17 protein-coding genes are annotated in these 16,763 nt (G+C 36.3%); 2 read left to right on the top strand and 15 right to left on the bottom strand.

The genetic code is table 11. From position 1 onward, the window contains the following. Positions 1 to 94: 94 nt before the first annotated feature. From G610_RS0104195 to G610_RS0104145, 11 genes are all read right to left on the bottom strand, one after another. Complete coding sequence (locus G610_RS0104195; protein WP_026523783.1) at positions 95 to 1,315, bottom strand: serine/threonine-protein kinase; 1,221 nt, start codon at positions 1,313 to 1,315, stop codon at positions 95 to 97. Positions 1,316 to 1,509: 194 nt separating this feature from the next. Beyond that, entirely contained in the window at positions 1,510 to 2,298 is a 789-nt protein-coding gene (locus tag G610_RS0104190) for a hypothetical protein (protein ID WP_026523782.1), read from the bottom strand. 94 nt (positions 2,299 to 2,392) lie between these two features. Further along, complete coding sequence (locus tag G610_RS22945; protein ID WP_155830947.1) at positions 2,393 to 2,548, bottom strand: hypothetical protein; 156 nt, start codon at positions 2,546 to 2,548, stop codon at positions 2,393 to 2,395. 26 nt (positions 2,549 to 2,574) lie between these two features. Beyond that, positions 2,575 to 3,750 (bottom strand): glycosyltransferase family 4 protein, encoded by a 1,176-nt coding sequence (locus tag G610_RS0104180; protein WP_196809804.1) that lies wholly within the window; start codon positions 3,748 to 3,750, stop codon positions 2,575 to 2,577. Between the two features lie 71 nt (positions 3,751 to 3,821). Continuing rightward, the gene (locus G610_RS0104175) at positions 3,822 to 4,718 is read right to left on the bottom strand and encodes a glycosyltransferase family 2 protein (RefSeq protein WP_196809803.1); all 897 of its coding nucleotides are present in this window, start codon (positions 4,716 to 4,718) and stop codon (positions 3,822 to 3,824) included. A 5-nt stretch (positions 4,719 to 4,723) separates the two neighbouring features. Further along, complete coding sequence (locus tag G610_RS0104170; RefSeq protein WP_026523779.1) at positions 4,724 to 5,470, bottom strand: glycosyltransferase family 32 protein; 747 nt, start codon at positions 5,468 to 5,470, stop codon at positions 4,724 to 4,726. Beyond that, positions 5,467 to 6,534 carry a glycosyltransferase gene (locus G610_RS0104165; protein WP_026523778.1) on the bottom strand — a complete coding sequence of 356 codons (1,068 nt, stop codon included), beginning with the start codon at positions 6,532 to 6,534 and terminating at the stop codon, positions 5,467 to 5,469. Before G610_RS0104165 ends, G610_RS0104170 begins: the two co-directional genes overlap by 4 nt. A gap of 41 nt (positions 6,535 to 6,575) precedes the next feature. Then, entirely contained in the window at positions 6,576 to 8,120 is a 1,545-nt protein-coding gene (locus G610_RS0104160) for a lipopolysaccharide biosynthesis protein (protein ID WP_026523777.1), read from the bottom strand. Positions 8,121 to 8,188: 68 nt separating this feature from the next. Continuing rightward, positions 8,189 to 9,322, bottom strand: coding sequence for an acyltransferase family protein (locus G610_RS0104155; protein ID WP_026523776.1), 1,134 nt, complete (start codon positions 9,320 to 9,322; stop codon positions 8,189 to 8,191). 48 nt (positions 9,323 to 9,370) lie between these two features. After that, complete coding sequence (locus G610_RS0104150) at positions 9,371 to 10,774, bottom strand: ATP-binding protein (protein ID WP_026523775.1); 1,404 nt, start codon at positions 10,772 to 10,774, stop codon at positions 9,371 to 9,373. 334 nt (positions 10,775 to 11,108) lie between these two features. Then, complete coding sequence (locus tag G610_RS0104145; RefSeq protein ID WP_026523774.1) at positions 11,109 to 11,858, bottom strand: DUF3037 domain-containing protein; 750 nt, start codon at positions 11,856 to 11,858, stop codon at positions 11,109 to 11,111. Between the two features lie 206 nt (positions 11,859 to 12,064). Between G610_RS0104145 and G610_RS0104140 the strand changes: the two genes are divergently transcribed. Beyond that, the gene (locus G610_RS0104140) at positions 12,065 to 13,255 is read left to right on the top strand and encodes an AAA family ATPase (protein WP_026523773.1); all 1,191 of its coding nucleotides are present in this window, start codon (positions 12,065 to 12,067) and stop codon (positions 13,253 to 13,255) included. After that, entirely contained in the window at positions 13,256 to 13,543 is a 288-nt protein-coding gene (locus G610_RS0104135) for a hypothetical protein (protein WP_026523772.1), read from the top strand. Positions 13,544 to 13,846: 303 nt separating this feature from the next. Here G610_RS0104135 and G610_RS0104130 read toward each other — a convergent pair whose 3' ends face one another. The 4 genes from G610_RS0104130 to G610_RS23675 form a co-directional block, all read right to left on the bottom strand. Next, a complete protein-coding gene (locus G610_RS0104130) occupies positions 13,847 to 14,452 on the bottom strand; it encodes an RloB family protein (RefSeq protein ID WP_330368090.1) in 606 nt (201 codons plus the stop codon). A 79-nt stretch (positions 14,453 to 14,531) separates the two neighbouring features. Next, complete coding sequence (locus G610_RS0104125) at positions 14,532 to 15,788, bottom strand: AAA family ATPase (RefSeq protein WP_026523770.1); 1,257 nt, start codon at positions 15,786 to 15,788, stop codon at positions 14,532 to 14,534. 342 nt (positions 15,789 to 16,130) lie between these two features. After that, positions 16,131 to 16,394: a hypothetical protein gene (locus G610_RS22940; RefSeq protein ID WP_155830946.1), complete on the bottom strand. Its 264-nt coding sequence runs from the start codon at positions 16,392 to 16,394 to the stop codon at positions 16,131 to 16,133. Continuing rightward, a complete protein-coding gene (locus tag G610_RS23675) occupies positions 16,385 to 16,507 on the bottom strand; it encodes a hypothetical protein (RefSeq protein ID WP_256379770.1) in 123 nt (40 codons plus the stop codon). Before G610_RS23675 ends, G610_RS22940 begins: the two co-directional genes overlap by 10 nt. Positions 16,508 to 16,763 lie beyond the last annotated feature (256 nt).

Raw genomic sequence — 16,763 nt, 5'->3', positions numbered from 1 at the left:
TTTGTATATTTTCAACTTAAATATTCTAATAAATTCTCTGCTTCAGTTGTATATAGTTTACCCTCGTAGGTATTATTCATAAAATGAATTCAAATCACATCCATGCTGGCGGATTCTTTCCCACTGTTTTGAAATTACTCTTTATTGTATTAACACTTGTAAAGCTCAAAAGAACTCTCTTTATCTCCTCATTACCAGCTATTTCCCCTATCATTTCAATCATAGTATTCATAGCTGCAAATCTATTGCCATCCCGAGCAGCATTTGCTAGCATCGCAAGATTGTACCCTTTTATTAGTGGAGATTCCGATATTCCCCAATACCATTTTACTAAAGCTTCCATATCGTCAACTTTATAATAATTATTATTCCATGTATTTCTCCAGTCTTCCCAAATATGCTCGAACATTTCCAAGCAAAGATTTTCATCTTCTCTTTCTAATATCATATATTTCTTTTCATCTAGTGCGCCAGATAAGTTATCAGCATCTCCTATTTTATAGTAGGGACTATGTAAAATCTGTTCTGAATATGTAACAATTTCAATTATCCCAATATCTTTACGACTAAGCGAATTAATTAGTTCCTCTGAACTTACACGTGCATTACTTTTAAGCCAAATATCATACCCTTCTTCAATATCCCTCTTAAATTCTGCAACACTACTATATCTTTCTTCTCTATTATAATTAGTGGCTTTATCTGCTATTCTGCACAGCTGATTTGGCGCGCAATTCATCACTCTGCCTGTCAAATCATTTAATATTACGCCAAGCGCAAAAATATCCGTTCGTATATCTACATGCTTAGAATCATTATTCTGCTCCGGTGACATATAATTTGGTGTACCAAATACCGCTCCTGTATATGTAAACGAACTGGATGAATCGATATCCTTACTTAATCCAAGATCACAAATAACAATATCATCCAGATTATTTATCAGTATATTTCCCGGTTTTAAATCTCTGTGAATAATCCCAGCAGCATGCAAAGCACTCACTCCATTTAGTATAGAAATAAATATTTTCTTTTGCATTTGCGGATCATTAAAAAGCTGTTCACTATTTATAATAATAAAATTATTTAAATCATATTGATACACAGGCATTGTATAGAAAAGGCCTTCTTCATCCTCTCCAATATCTATTATTTTAATTACATTTGGCGAATCAATTTTCTGTGCTATTTTAATTTCGCGCAAAAATCTATATTTAGAATATTCGTCCGCAAAATTCCCATCTAGTAGATGTTTGCAAGCCACTTGCTGGCCATTATTCGTTATTATTTCAATTGTTCCTTGGCCTCCATGCATAATCAGTACCCTCACATCTTCATATAAATACTTATTCCGTATATAAACGTCTAATTCTGAAATATTCTCATCATTTCATCCTTTACGCATAGTATATCACTTCATACTTCAGTTTCATTTATCTATGATAACATCAAAATATCTATTTATAGTCCTCTTGATGTCATTGTTGCTCTACATTATAAAAATATGTTTTAATACATATTTCTCAACGCAATATCACTTTTTCGAATACAAATATTCAATTCTTTATCATTAAGATATTTAACCAATTCATGAAATTCATCGTCTGTTGTCTCTGGTCCCATCACAATTTCTTCTATATTGCGCTTTATGTGGACATACATTTCTTTCATCAAATAATCATTAGATCCACTTTTCAGTGTTTCTATATCTCTTGCACCTATAGCTGAAAAAGCTGATAACTTATATCTCCATTCTTTTTCGTATTCCCAGAAGGAATTCTTATGGTTTCCAATATCAGCAATTTTAATCTTAAACGATGGTTCATTAATTCCTTCCCAAAAATCCCCCTCTTTTGCAATGCATCCTTGTAATTCACTTAAAGGTTGATACGTGACTTTTATTGGTCCGTAAACCTTATTTATCATGATGGGCCTTTTATCGATAGTAGCTCTAACTCCACTATCAACTGGGTCTATTGCTCCATACGGAACAAAGCCACATTCACATTCCATCACACCTTGAAAATCAGCAAACAGATCCGATCTGGCTTTTATTCTTACTCCCCTGAATCTATTGTATACTCCCCACATGCTTATGCTTTCTTCTGACTCTTCAGACCAGCATGAACAATACATGCATTTTCTTGCATTTAGAAGTTCCTGCGATTCATTAATTGTTATAATTCCTTCAAGAGGATCATTCATCGTATCTAATCTTGAGAACTTAATTGTTTTGTTTTCAAGTATCTTTTTTAATGTGTCGATTGACGTATAATGATATAAATATTTAGGTATCATGTTTTCACTCCTATCGCACAGATATTAGTATTCTGTCCAGGCAAATAGCCCACAAACATAAACAATCCATCTTATAATACCTAGAACCATGCAATCAATGCTCTTCCTCATATCCGAGCCCAATAAAGGTGATATCGAACTCCCCGGTGTCATTTATGTAGTTTATGTAGTAATTTAGGTTCTTACCACCCGCATGCCTTACCTTGGAGTAAGGAACGTAGGGCGCAAGCCATAGGATTTGTTTTTTCATAATATCCCTTATTTAGATACTAATGTTTAAACCGTTCTGTCATTTTTCATTGCATCCATCATTAGTTTAGCAGTCTGATCCCATTTGAAATGTGTGACTCGTTCCTTTCCACGGGCTATCAGTGATTCCCTAAGAGTTGGCTCTTTCAGTAATCTTGTATAAGCATTTACATGTTCTTCATCATCCTTTGGTGGTATCAGGAGTGCTGCATCACCGGCTACTTCCGGAAGAGAACTTGTATTACTTGTAACCACCGGACACCCCTCATTCATTGCTTCAAGCACCGGTAGTCCGAAGCCTTCATACATGCTTGTAAATGAAAGACAGAAGGCTCCTTTGTAATAAGCCCCGATATGCGCGTCCGGAACATAACCACAAAAGATTACAAGGCTGCGGTCATCCTGAGCAACCTTTGCACTTTCCAGTATCTTATCCGGATCATTACAGCTCCCGACAACAGCAATCCGATAGTCATTAAGCATACACTCTTTGATAAAGCGGACTCCCGAACGGATTTGCCGTTCCACATTTTTGTGCGGTACTACATTTCCGAGGATAAGCAAGTATTTCTTCCAAGAAAGGCCTGCATCTTCAACTATACGCTGACCATCTGCTTCCGTTAACACTTCCTCCCTCGGCACAAAACCATTGTAATTCACGCGTATATGCGCAGTATCTGCCTTAGGACAATGTTCTATGAAATCCTGCTTCGTGCATTCTGAAATGCAGAAATAATATTTTTCAGGAGAAACCTGCTGCAATACATCATAGAACCAATATCCTTTTCTGACCGGAAACTCCCCAGTCACGATTGGAATCAGGTCATGGATAATTGTATAAACCGGTATCCCCGACTTTTCAATTGCCGGCGGTGCAGCCTCACAGGGTGAAAAGAATGCATCATATTTTTTGAAGGCTGTCACATCACTGTCATACGTGAACACATCAAATGCATCAAACAAATGCACTAGCCTTCCACTACCTCTTAATGGCCTTTTCCCGTTTTTCTCTCTTTTCTCAAGCCACGTTTTTAGGTGATACTGCAAACGTCTGTGTGGTAACGCCCTGAATGTAATAACTGAAAGCGTCGGATGAGCGGTTTGAAGAAAACGTTCCACTATGTCCGCTTTCTCAGGATCTGCATACACCGTTACTTCGACATCTTCCATCTTACAAAACTCGTCAAGTAGTGCAGATGCCACAAAAAAAATCCCACTACGAAAGGAATTCCCACATTCAAAGTTGGAAAAAATATTTCCGCAAAACAGCAGCCTCATTCTGATCTCCCATTAATTTTATCACGTAGAGTAATTACCTTTCGATAGATTCTTCTGATTATTTGCAGTTCCTTCTCTTTTCCGTGTCCCACTAAAAAAGCCCCAATCAAAACCTTAAAGCCAACCGGCTCATAGTCCACCTTCATATCACAGCAAACATAGAGTACTCCGTGTTTTAAAACTCCCCTGTTGAAAGGTATATGTTCGCACAAATGATCAAATTCCGGACTTCTTTTGTTTTCTTCAACTACATACCTAAGGTCTTTGACTGCATCATAACGGTAAATCCCTAGGCCTCCAAAAGCTGACCTGCAGGGAAGATATCTCTTTTTTCTCAGTGCCTGCTGCGTAAAACGGCGAAGTCTCAGCATCTCATCCTGCGTCATGCAATCTCCAACTCCGATTACCGGTGGCTCTGGCAAGTAGGCAAACAAATCATAATACAAAACAGGAATATGTATAGGTCCTACCTTCAGAAAATACCGCCCATTCGCAAATAATGCAGCCCAGTCAGCCGGTGCATTTTGCAAAGTCTTTACAATCGACTCTACATCATAATCCAGATCCCCGTCAATTATGATATAGTAGTCCGGTGTATATCCTCTTTCCCTTACAAGTTCCAGACACTTATTGCGGAGTATCGTCATTTTCTCAATACGTGGGAGCTTGTCAAAATTTGAATCATCAAAAAAAAACAATCTCACATTCGTATGCGATTCACAGTACGTACGAAGAATATTTCGCGTTCTATCCCTGCTGCCGTTTTCCACAATAAAAACACTGCTGTCTTCAAAGTACAACCGCAAATGTTCTGTTTTTTTCAAGAAAGCAGGCAGTGTCTTTTCGCAATCTCTGGCCAAAAACACGACTGCCACTTTTTTTCGGAATTTCACAATTCTCATCCTCTTATGATCTTTTTGATTTTGCTAAATAGTCTCTGTTTCAGCGCATACTCTCTCCATGAGCCGGCACAACAGTGTACTGCATAGTTGCTTTCCTGCTCAAGAGATCTCGTTCCACCACAATAGGCAGATGGATAGATTGTCATGCGATCCCCTATCTTCTGTAGGCAATCCTTATACAAAAAGCCATATTTACGTGCGCAAAGAGCATAAATATCAGGTGCCAATATGCTCATATCAGGCTTCCCTTCCGGAGTCAGAAATGATCTGTTTTGATAGCTGTCCATACAATCTTTGATAAAAGCGTTTCCTTTTTCCGAGCCAAGAAATGCTGCCTGCATGCAAAAGCCCGGGATATGATCTTCCACAAGTGCCTTACCATTCTCATCAATCAAATCCTTGTATGGAGCAAAGCCCTCTTCATGATATTCGATAAATGAGAAAAAAGCATTGTCAAGGAATTCATCGATACTCTTTTTCATCAATATATCCGAATCAAGGTAAATCCCTCCCTCCTGATACAGGATAAAGAGTCGCAGATAATCCGTTGCAAAAGCCCACTTTTTCATAGCGATTGCTTCCTTCACATAACCGGGCATATCCTTTATTGGAAAATCTTGCAACTGCCACTCACGCACAGTATAGTCCGGCAGGATTTTTTCCCAGGAACGGATGCACTCATTAATTTCATCAGGCTTGGCAGAGCCGGAAAGCCAGACATAATGGATTGTTTTTGGTATCATTCTCTTTCTCCGGTAAAATACTTTACAAACCGTTCCGCCATAATGTTACTTTCATAGTTTTGTAAATAAACATTCCTATTCGCGGGACTGAATTTACGTATCCCGCTTTCAAGATAAGCGTTAATTTTATCAATAAACGCCGAATCGTCTTCACATAAGATGCAGTCCTCAGAAAGGAGGTATCCCTCAAAGCTTTCCTGTGTCCCAAAAATGACTTTTCCATACATCATCGCTTCGCAGGTCTTTGTCTTCATACCGGAACCACTGATAATAGGCATTACAACTGCCGCAGCATTTTGGTACAGTTCAGTAAGGTCATCGACATAACCATAGAAATGGATTTTATCTGACCCAAACCGTTCCTCATGTTTTTCCATATTCAGGCCTGCCGCAATCAGAGAAGCATTGATCTTAGGCATGCAGTTTTCGCAAAACCTGAACAAGCCTTCCGTATTACCAAAAAAGTCGCTGCCTATAAACAGAAGATAGGGCTCTTTGTCTTCGGCCGGAAGCGTGTTCTCCCTATACGCATCTTCCATGGAAGTGGGAAGCAGCAAGTCGCTTTCTCGACCGTAAAGTTTTTTTAGTCTGTCAGAATCTCTTTTATTCAGTGTAATTAACGTATCCGAATATCGTGTAATCCTTCTTTCATATACAAAAATTGCTTGCTTATAAAGCCACCGCTCCACCTTTTTAATAATGTTCTGTTGCGATGCAAGTAATTGGCACCAATAATCATATTCCACATTATGAAAAAAACTGATCACCCTGCCCATCTGAAGCATGCGGATGCTAAAGTCTGCTAAAGTAGTTCCATCCATAAAAACATAATCATATTCTTTAATCTTTCGTATCAATTCTTTATCAATTCCAATCTCACATCCTGTCAGGGCCTGTAGATACTTGATTCCTTTAGAAAGCAAGGTTTTCTGATTTTGACATACATAAAAGTAAACATCTTCCTCTCCCGCCAATTTCTGCAAGAGTGCCAGATTTCTTTTCCGGATTACGCTTCCACCATGATCCAGATCATCATGTTCAATTGAATAATAAAGAATCTTCATATCTTTTCACCGTCACATACTTTCACAACCATCTTTGTGATTTAATGATCATGTCGCAGTCTTTTCATTATCAGTTCTTTATAGAACAGATAATTGCCATTTTTGCGAAACATCAATACATAAAATATGTTAGTCAAACAAAAAACACACACCGCTTTAATAAACCATAATCCTAAGTTCTTTACTTCTATTCCTGCCATTTCAAAAAAAACACTATATCCATAGCATATCAGCCCTGTCACTATCAATGCTATAAAGTAATGAATCCAATATCCAACAACGCTTTTCATAAATTCATATTTATATAACAAATAAGGTTCACGCCATGATACTGTACATAGATGACTGATAACCGTTCCCCAAAACACACCGGCAATCCCCATCTCCTTGACCAGAATAACTGATACCCCCAGATTTATTGATGCTTCGATCAAAGGGCGCATTTTATCTTTTACAAACAAACCGCATCCATTCGTATAAGCAGTGGATATAATCCGTGATGTCTCAACAAAAAACTGCATACTTAATGCTGCCACTGTCATTAATGATAATAACATTGTTGACCCGACCCAATTAAGAATAAAATCATTGATAAGTGTAAACAGACAGACGGTACACACACTCGTTATCCATAAATTAGCAAATAACAGCCTTTTATAGGTTGTATATCTCTGTTCCCGTGTTTGTTCAATATGAGCATTCCCCAAGGTTGAAACGAAGCTGCCCAGTAGCTGATTCAATAAAGAAGTGACACTGTAAAACAGTAAACTGTAGTTAGAATATATACCTGTAGAAACAAGTCCCACAAACTTTGAGATTACTATATTATCTGTACTATTTAAGACTGTTCCGCCTATCTTATGGCAAAAAATCGCCTTTGTATCATTGAAAATCTGACTTTTTACGGAAACATTAACATTATTATCAACTTCAAATACTTCCCTATATCTGTTACGTACCCATTCGCTAAATATATAATTAGATATTACTGTAAAGATAATGCCGGCTACCAATACAAGAACATATTTCTTTGTTGTTAAGAGAACTATTATTTTAAAAATATATACTATCAAAGAAATTGCTGAATTCACCAGCGAATTAATATACTGCTTCTGATCAGCATTCAATAATATCTGTTTATAAGAAAAAAAATATGATGATACTGTTTGAAATAGAAACAGTAAATAAACTATTGTTAAATTGACATCTCCCGGGATTTCACCAGTATCCTTAATGAAATATGAAAGAAAAGGAAGGATAGATAATCCTAACATCAGTATTATTAAGGCAATAAAATGATATACCCTCTTAAAAAAATACATGATTTCGCCAACTTCTTGGATATTTTTCTGACTAATTGGCTTATATAATCGAAATGCTATAGCATTACCTATCCCTAGTTCCGCAAAAGATAGTATCTGTAATATATCTGTAAATAGCCCATTTATCCCCAAATAATTTGATGACAATACATAGATGAATATAGTTCTATATCCAAATCCCAATAAACTATTTACTACATTACAAGTCATCCCCCAGAAAGATGCATTAACAGCATTTCGGGTTCTGCTATTATTATTAAACATTATTTATACCTTTAAAAGATAATGATTAATTCCCCAAAACAAACATTACACTTGGCAGAGTTCCAAAATCACTTTACTGCCATTCTGATGTATTTTGAAGGAATCAGGCTTATACACCAAGCTATAATAACACAGCAAATATAAATAATAATACAATCATGAATCGAACCCGGACGCATTTTAAACCAAGCGTTAAGACATGTATTATAAATCAGTGTGGCTATCAGTCTTTGTCCGAAGTATACAGACAAAGAAAATTGGGAAAAGAACATGATAATCTTCTTAATAAATGTAGGCAATACCTCTAACGGTACCAAACAGAAAAGAATAACCGATATTGTGCCCGCTAAAATATAATAACATCCTGAATAGTCGTATTGCCGTTCTACACTTGAAAATACATCCATATTAAATAAAAAACACAAACTAAGTATAGAAATAACTATTACTGCACACCTATGCTTTTTTATCTTATCCAAAATTTCATAATGACAGATTAAAATTCCAATAACAGCGAAAGGTAGCATTTCCATTATTCTTCCTATAGGATATGTTACATAACCCGCGTTGAATCCCTCTTTCCAAACTACATTGTCAAAAAGGGCTCCGTTTTTGCCTGAATACTGAAGGTATAACGCAAGATAACCCATTAACCAGGTGACGAATATCGCATGTTTCTTGAATATCTTAAAAAGCACAATAAAAACAATTGTTAATATAATCAAGTCTATCTGGAACCACTCTGTCTGATTTAAACTATGTCCGAGTGCCAATTGCCATAGCAAATCGCTAATTCCTTTTTCTAGACTTAATCCTTTCCATATGTCCAGCAATTTATATATCAGATAATACGAAAAAGCCCAAAAGAAATGCGGTACCAGTAACCGAAGAAATCTCTTTTTGATCTTTTTATTATCCATCGATAATTTCGACATGTCAGTAAAGATAAATGATGTGAGCATAAAGACCGGAACAGCAATTTTACCATATCTCATTAGCATTCGAAAGGGCCATGCCAAGTCTTGAATCGATGCTCCATTCCAACTTTTAAAATGATAAAGAACTACTTCAAAACACATCCAAATTCTTAAAACAGCGATGCCATAATTAAAATTATCGGTATTAGCATTTACATCACTTTTTATCACACTGTCAGTTTTTAAAATTGGATTTCTTATTTTTAATTGATTATCTTCTCCCAAAAATGTATCCCTCTTCGTAATTACTATACTATTTGGTTTGGTGTTATTTTAATTGTTATCAGGGACCTTTAGCTGCTTAATATCCACAGGTTCAATGATAGCATTTGGCACAATTGGTTCCATGAACCCAATAGCATAAAGCGGATATGTGATAAAGCCATCACCTTCGCCTACGTTGGTGTCAGCAAGCTTTATTGCCAGGTGAATTCCGTATTTTTTCTGATTACGGATCACATATTTCATGCTTGTTGCTCTATTATTGGTAGCCTTGCATTCGACTATCACCGTTTCGCCCTTATCTTCAAACAGAAAGTCAAGTTCCGGAGATCCACTAGGCGCATGGAAGTAATATAATTTCATGTCGTTAGTAGCAAATGCAGATGCAACCATATTTTCTGCTATGGCTCCTTTGTAAGCACTTAAATCTCCTGAAAGAATTTTTGCAGGAATATCGTCGCCAAGCTGCGATATGAGTAGCCCTGTATCACAATAGAAGGCTTTGAACTCAGTTGGTATTTTTGCTCCCTCGAGAGGGAATGATATCTCTCTTGTGTTAAATGAACGGACAATAAGACCCACATCTATCAGGTATTGCAAACCATCAGCCTTTTCCGGTGAATGTCCTTTAGCATTTACAAGACTGTACTGAAATTTCTTATATTCTTTTGAAAGCTGTGATGGCATTGAATCCAGGCATGCCTCTGCCCTAAGTTTAAGTACTTCGTTTGTCTTGTCATTTCCATCAGCGTCTTTATACCGTCCAAAATCATCCCTTATCGACTTTAGTATAGATTTTTGCACATTTCTCACAGCATTGAGGTCATGAGCTTCAAAAAATGTATTTACTGCCTCAGGCATACCACCTACTATAAGATACTGCAGATACAGAGCGCGCATACTTTCATGTATGGGTTTATCTATTGTTTTCTTATCATGAATAGATTCCCTAACATAATCAAGTACTTTTTCATCTATTCCTGTATTTTTTAAGAATTCGCGAAACGAAAGTGGGTACATTGTCAGCTGCTCTTCATAGCCAACAGGTATGCCCCTTGTATATGGTTCGCGGAATCCTTTCACGCCCAGAAAACTTCCGGTAGCAATAACATCATAGCGGCCATCAATATCCCAATACTTAAGGGAACTCCTGGCATTGGGGCAATCCTGAATCTCATCAAGAATGATAAGTGTTTTGTGTGGGATAAATTTGGCATTTGTAATTACAGCTGAAATGGACATAACCATTTTGTCTACGTCAAAATCTCCTTCAAAAGCACCGTGCACTGTCTTATTTGCTCTAAGATCAATGTATACGCAGCTTTCAAAGAATTCCTTGCCAAATTCTTTCACAATATATGTTTTTCCAATCTGTCTTAAGCCTTTTATTACTAGGGGGTGATGATTTCGATTGTTCCAATCGTTAAGCTTTCCCCAAATATCTCTCTTTAACATAAAAGCCTCCTGTTTATACCATTGTACAACGACAATTGTCATTTTTCAAAGGATAAAGTAGCCTCGAATTGTCAAAATTCAAAGGTAAAAATGTGTTGTAATTGTCATTTTTCAAATGATAATCAGCGGGTTGATTATACTGGGTCAAAAGTCAAGGACTTTTTTAGACAGAAATCAATGTTTTATGGAACCCGAGATGGCCGCTATGGAATACTGTTAGACAAGAGAACACAAACACTTTTTATTGATCTATATTATTCTCTCAATTTCAAATTATTATGGCATGGTACGAATACCATGCCATATATTAAGCTATTTACTAATTCAGTTTTATTTATCCTGCTCCCTGTAGCACATCTGCGCTTTCTTCTATACTAAAGAAATCAGCCCGTGAATCATTAAAAATATCAGAAATAATCTTGAATTCCTTACTATCCTCAGGCTTTTTCTGACTATACCTATAGAAAATATACACCTTCTTACCGTCATCATAGTTACTGTTCCAAGCCCATGTCTTAGCAGTATTTATGCAACGTTTTAAATCTTTTCCATCAAAATCAAACAATTTGACATAATAATCAGCTGTAACGAGATCGTAATGAATACTTTCACTATACTTTCCTTGAACTGCTTTATTTCGACTAAAATCGGTGCCTGAAGCCATGATAAGATCGGCAAGTATTCTTTGATCTTCAAATTTTGTCGGCCGCTCATTTTTTGGATAATCAAATCTAAAATATGTCTTTTTTAAAGCGTCAACAATCTCATCTAAATCGTCATACTCAATTATTTTAGGTTTTTCAAACTCATAATCATTTATATAAAATTTTACGTAATAGTCTATATCAAAAAAATATTCCGTAGAAAAACCCTCAATATCTTGCATGATTCCAGACAAAAACTCCCTTAAAACCTTGGGGTCAAGCATATCATCGAATTTTGCAATTCTAGCAATATTTTTTGAATAATAGAACGCGTGAAAATTCACAGACTCCTCAGAAAATAGGATTCCTAGATTAATAAACTCCCCTGAAATCTTAGCAGGAGAATATCTTAATACTGAGTATTTTAATGTTTTTCTCATTTATCACGCCTCCTCTCCACAATTATCATATCACAAATTCATATATTCATTATCCCTATGCAGCTTTTAGGTTTTGCACAAGATATTGTGTTTTTACTACATGTTGCTTATGCCAATATTTTTGTGAATTTTCCGTAATTTTATTGACGTAGCATGCATAAAATGTTATTTTATTATCAGAATAGGAATAATAGGAGGTTCATGCCGTGCTAGTTCAGTTTTCTATGAAGAATGTTTTGTCTTTTAAAGATGAAATCACTCTTGATATGACATCCATACCAGCATATAAAGAACATCAGTACAATCTAATCCAAGGAACAAAAGAAAAGTTCTTACGAGTAGCAGCAATCTATGGTGCAAACGCAAGTGGAAAATCAAACCTCTACTATGGTATACAGATGTTCCAAAATATAGTTATGCGCTCTATGAATGCCGTCGGTGAGATTGAGGATAACATTCTGGAAAAATATTATAATCCCTTTGCTTTTGATGATGATTTCTCTCCATCTGAATATCAAATTATTTTCTGTGATGATTCTGCAGAATATAGCTATGGATTTGAGTTTGATGATAAAGAAATTATTAGTGAATGGTTTTATGTCCGGGATTTTGAGAGCAATCGTAAATCAATAATTTTAGAACGCAGTACTAAAGAAATTAAAATGGGGGCTTCGATCAGAAGAGAATGTGACCGATATAAGAATCAGATTTCAAAAGAAGCTCTTGCCCTAACCTTTTTCAGCAGATTATCTCTAAAAACAGAAGTATTTCACAAAGTATTTGCTGAAATTTCTCACATGATGATAGTAGATACTCGCTTTTATGAAAATCCCCGTGTTATGGAACGATTTCTGCCAGATGTAATTGATAATAATAAAGATGAGCTCATCAGGTTTCTCACTGCTATTGATACTGGTATCAGGGATATTTCATACGATACAATCGACAAAAAGATAGAGTTTTTTACATATCATAATGGTAAGAATCAAAAGAAATATAAGCTAAATCTGTATAACGAATCGCAAGGTACCTTAAAAAGCATAATTATTTTTATTATTGCTTCTTCAATCATTATGCGAGATGGAATTATGATTGTAGATGAGTTGAATATTAAGCTGCATCCTCTACTTCTTAAATTTGTAATTGATTTATTTAACAATAAGGATTCTAGTGCCCAGCTTATTTATACAACACATGACACAACTCTTTTGGATCGAAAATTTTTCAGAAGAGATCAGATCTGGTTTGTTCAAAAAGATGATTATGGGTATTCCAGCCTTTCTGCCTTATCTGATTTCAAGATTCGTTCTGATGCATCGTTTGAAAAAGACTATTTATCCGGAGTTTATGGAGGAATCCCTTCATTATCTGAGTATAATGTGGAAGCAGGTGATTGAATGGGAAGCGATGATATTTTTAAAAAGAGACGGGCCGATAGAAAAAAGCGTACCCATGATTTTAAAACGCCTAAGGCAAACTCGTTTCTTATCATTACAGAAGGTGAAAAAACTGAGCCTTATTACTTCAATGGTCTAAAAAAACAAATCCTTGAACAAATTGGTGGAACTGTTGATATTATTGAAGTTCCGGAAATTGACATTTATGGACAGGGATACGTTATTAGAAAACTCTATTCCAAATTTCCTTACAGTATCTTCATATACCTTTTTTGTAGGTGCATCTAAATAAATCATGATACCTGACTGATTTTTCTTTGCTCTCCGAATATGATTCTTATTATATACATATATAAAATGCCAAATATTCAATGCTATAACCAGAATAATAACAACTGCAAGTATATTTTTTCCAGTATTCGTCAGTTTTGAATAGCTTATATTTTTATAAGTAACTGTATATGAAAACACACCACATATCGCAGAAATGATAGATACCGCTGTTAACGTACTGAATATTAAGAATATTATAAAACTACTCCATTTCCCCCATTCTTCACTAACAATTTTTTCTATAAACTTATCCAATTATCAAACTCCCATAATACGTTCTCTTTCAACGTCTTTTGTCTTATCCCTAATCTCACCAATAAGCTTATGCACCGTAGTACAAGGACACATTTCTGACGGTATAGTTTTGCCATCCCTGATACATTGTTGAAACTTCTGCTCCGCTATTTGTATCGCTTTCTCCTCATCACCATTGTCATGGACCTTCTTGTATAAGCTCTCATCGGACTTAGAGTATTCCTGATTGGTTTTCGTTTCATACAGTTGTCCAAATTTTGTGCAGCAGGTCCATGAATTATCGATTGCAGGCATAGATCCAAAATATGCGTACATCCATATTTCAAAACAAGGGTTGGACCAACCCACATTGATGCCTTTACTTTCTGCTTCTTTAATTATGTCATCAAAAGTCTCCACCTGATCTCTATCAAAAACAATCCAGGGTAATCGATACTGAGCATCATAAGCCGTCAGTTCAAGGCACCTGTCTATTAGCTTTCTTGTTTTGGTCTCTTCAACCTTTATCACTATGTTCTTTCTGATATTTTCAGGCAATGATTGATGAAGCCCCGTAAAATAGCATCGCTCAGTGCCCTCTGTATCCGTTACGATGAGGTAATACCCCAATTCCGGTATCCTTAATCTCCTACGGGAATCCCTTTTCACTCTATTCCCAGTCCTGTCTTTTTTACCCACAAATGCCACCTCAGTTTATAAAATCTATGCTTTTTAAGCTGGGTATTGCCCCATATTTTCCTATGAGATAATTCTTCTCATAATTCTCATCCTTACGAATATGAATACCATCTTCATCAACAAAATCAGCTAATGAATATAATGTGGATTCACCATTTTCATCCTTCTCCACAAACCAGACTTCATCTCTGCGCAGTAACTGATTTGATAATTGCCATGTATCATGAGTCGTAAAAATAAGCTGTGCATGGTTTGTATTGATCTTAGGATTTAGAAATGTAAGCAGGAAATTTCTTACCAAAAGCGGATGAAGGCGAGCATTCAATTCATCGATAACAAACACGCTTCCCTTCTCCAACACATCTCTTAAATCCGGATAAAGTGCAAACATCTTTAATGTTCCGGCAGATTCCGCCTCAAGAGGTATCTCCACCATTTCGTCCGCGTCAACCATCTTATGAAGTGAATTTATCTTATACTTTTCTTCTTTCGCCTGATTCTCCTGAGGTATCTTCTCAACCCTAAAGTCTTTGATATGCTCATCAAAGGAATCAAAAAATCTTATTACATCCTTCTGAACATCTTTATTATCAGCAAATTCATTAGGCAGTCTTCTGGAAAGGAAATAATTTGTAATTGGATCTCCAAAGTCGGCAAATTCATTCATAAGGAACCATTCCCTGACTTGCTTACATATTTCTATTTTCAGTTTTGCCCCGAGAGATACTACCAGAACCTGTTTCTCCAGAGCTACCTTGATATTATCTCTGCTGCTAGCTGGAATACCTGACAAATCCAGTTCATCTGGCGTCCTTCCGCGGTAGAAAACCGTTTTAAATTCTCTGGCTGTTTTTGCTTTAGAATTTAGCCATTCTTCCGTGACACCTTCACCATTTATACAAAATCCGTAATTATATGTTTTTTCCTTCTTATCACCAGGAAATGTAAAATATATTTCAAAACTCGACTCATCTGTTGCAGAGTCCGAAGCAAACAGGAACGGAGTAGGCTTATATAACTCATATTCCTCCTCATCATCCCCATATTTGAAAGAATTAATAACATAATCGGACATATATCCTAATGCATGGTATATGTTTGATTTTCCACTGGCATTTGCTCCATAAATAGCCGCAACTGTCAGGCTCTTCTCACCGCCAACATTCACAACTCGTTCTGAAAACTCTGTCATTTTTGTCGCTGACAAGTCCAGTGTTGCTTCTTCTTTAAAAGATTTGAAATTCTTAAAATTAAATTGAATCAACATGGTTTGATTCCTCCTTAATTCTGATTATATACAAATCGGACTAAAAATCAACGCTCAAATGTGATTTATTCTCATTTAGATACATTTTTTGCTTTCAAGGCACAGAAAAGCCGAATTTAGATTTTGCGCATAAAAATAGTCAGCATTCATTATGAATGCTGGCTAAATTGGGTAATCCACTTTTTGAGATTTGTTGCAATAGAAATTCAAAATTGCAATTTCTATGTTATAAAATTGCATTTGCAAATTTAAAATTGCAATTCTGTATTAAAAAATAGCAATTTCGCATTTAAAAATTGCATTTTGTAAATCAAAAATAGCATTTTCTAATCCTTAAAGCCATTATAATTCCCCCTCAAAAATACTGATGAAATCTGACGAATCAATATTAAAGGGCATGCCTTCTATCATTCCGTTTCGATAGCTGTTATCAGGTGAATAGTTGCCATTCTTGACCCAAGGCACAATTCTGTTATCCCTTGTAAGAAAATCAATAGACTTATTACTATCCTTTAGCGTAGTCGAACACTCCTGCATACTCTTCCTGTTCCGCAGTAGCCATTTGCAGGTAGCCTTCAATATGAAGTTGTCTGTTCTCAAACCCACTTTCGGTTACCTTCATTGCTTGTGTCTCCTAAAAGTTCAGTCCTTCCCACAGCGCCTATAGTCACCGTGGTACTACGACCTCTGCTGACTTCTCGCCATTCGTTGTTACTCACGGACTTCATACTCCGTTTCCATCCGCTGACGAGACCTCCCCGAGTACCACACGTTTCTTTCACTCCATGCACCAACCAAATTTACTATGCGCGGTTCCGTACAGTTATTGGGCTTTGACTTGTCTAGTAGCCTTACCCCCAGATCAACATAGCCTCATATATGGTTTCTGTTCGTAAGGTCGGAGATTTGCCTACACCTTCCTTCAGATTCCCCTCACGTTAACGTGGTTATACCACGAAAGGACACCCTTGGTGT

This window comes from Butyrivibrio sp. MB2005, from assembly GCF_000424285.1.
Lineage (GTDB): Bacteria > Bacillota > Clostridia > Lachnospirales > Lachnospiraceae > Butyrivibrio.
The sequence above is the reverse complement of the archived record's forward strand: the minus strand, read 5'-3'. Positions and strand labels throughout refer to the sequence as shown.

Coding starts and splice junctions, on each gene's coding strand:
- G610_RS0104195 (WP_026523783.1), bottom strand. CDS start 1,315: ATGCATGGAGGCCAAGGAACAATTGAAATAATAACGAATAATGGCCAG.
- G610_RS0104190 (WP_026523782.1), bottom strand. CDS start 2,298: ATGATACCTAAATATTTATATCATTATACGTCAATCGACACATTAAAA.
- G610_RS22945 (WP_155830947.1), bottom strand. CDS start 2,548: ATGAAAAAACAAATCCTATGGCTTGCGCCCTACGTTCCTTACTCCAAG.
- G610_RS0104170 (WP_026523779.1), bottom strand. CDS start 5,470: ATGATACCAAAAACAATCCATTATGTCTGGCTTTCCGGCTCTGCCAAG.
- G610_RS0104165 (WP_026523778.1), bottom strand. CDS start 6,534: ATGAAGATTCTTTATTATTCAATTGAACATGATGATCTGGATCATGGT.
- G610_RS0104160 (WP_026523777.1), bottom strand. CDS start 8,120: ATGTTTAATAATAATAGCAGAACCCGAAATGCTGTTAATGCATCTTTC.
- G610_RS0104150 (WP_026523775.1), bottom strand. CDS start 10,774: ATGTTAAAGAGAGATATTTGGGGAAAGCTTAACGATTGGAACAATCGA.
- G610_RS0104145 (WP_026523774.1), bottom strand. CDS start 11,858: ATGAGAAAAACATTAAAATACTCAGTATTAAGATATTCTCCTGCTAAG.
- G610_RS0104135 (WP_026523772.1), top strand. CDS start 13,256: ATGGGAAGCGATGATATTTTTAAAAAGAGACGGGCCGATAGAAAAAAG.
- G610_RS0104125 (WP_026523770.1), bottom strand. CDS start 15,788: ATGTTGATTCAATTTAATTTTAAGAATTTCAAATCTTTTAAAGAAGAA.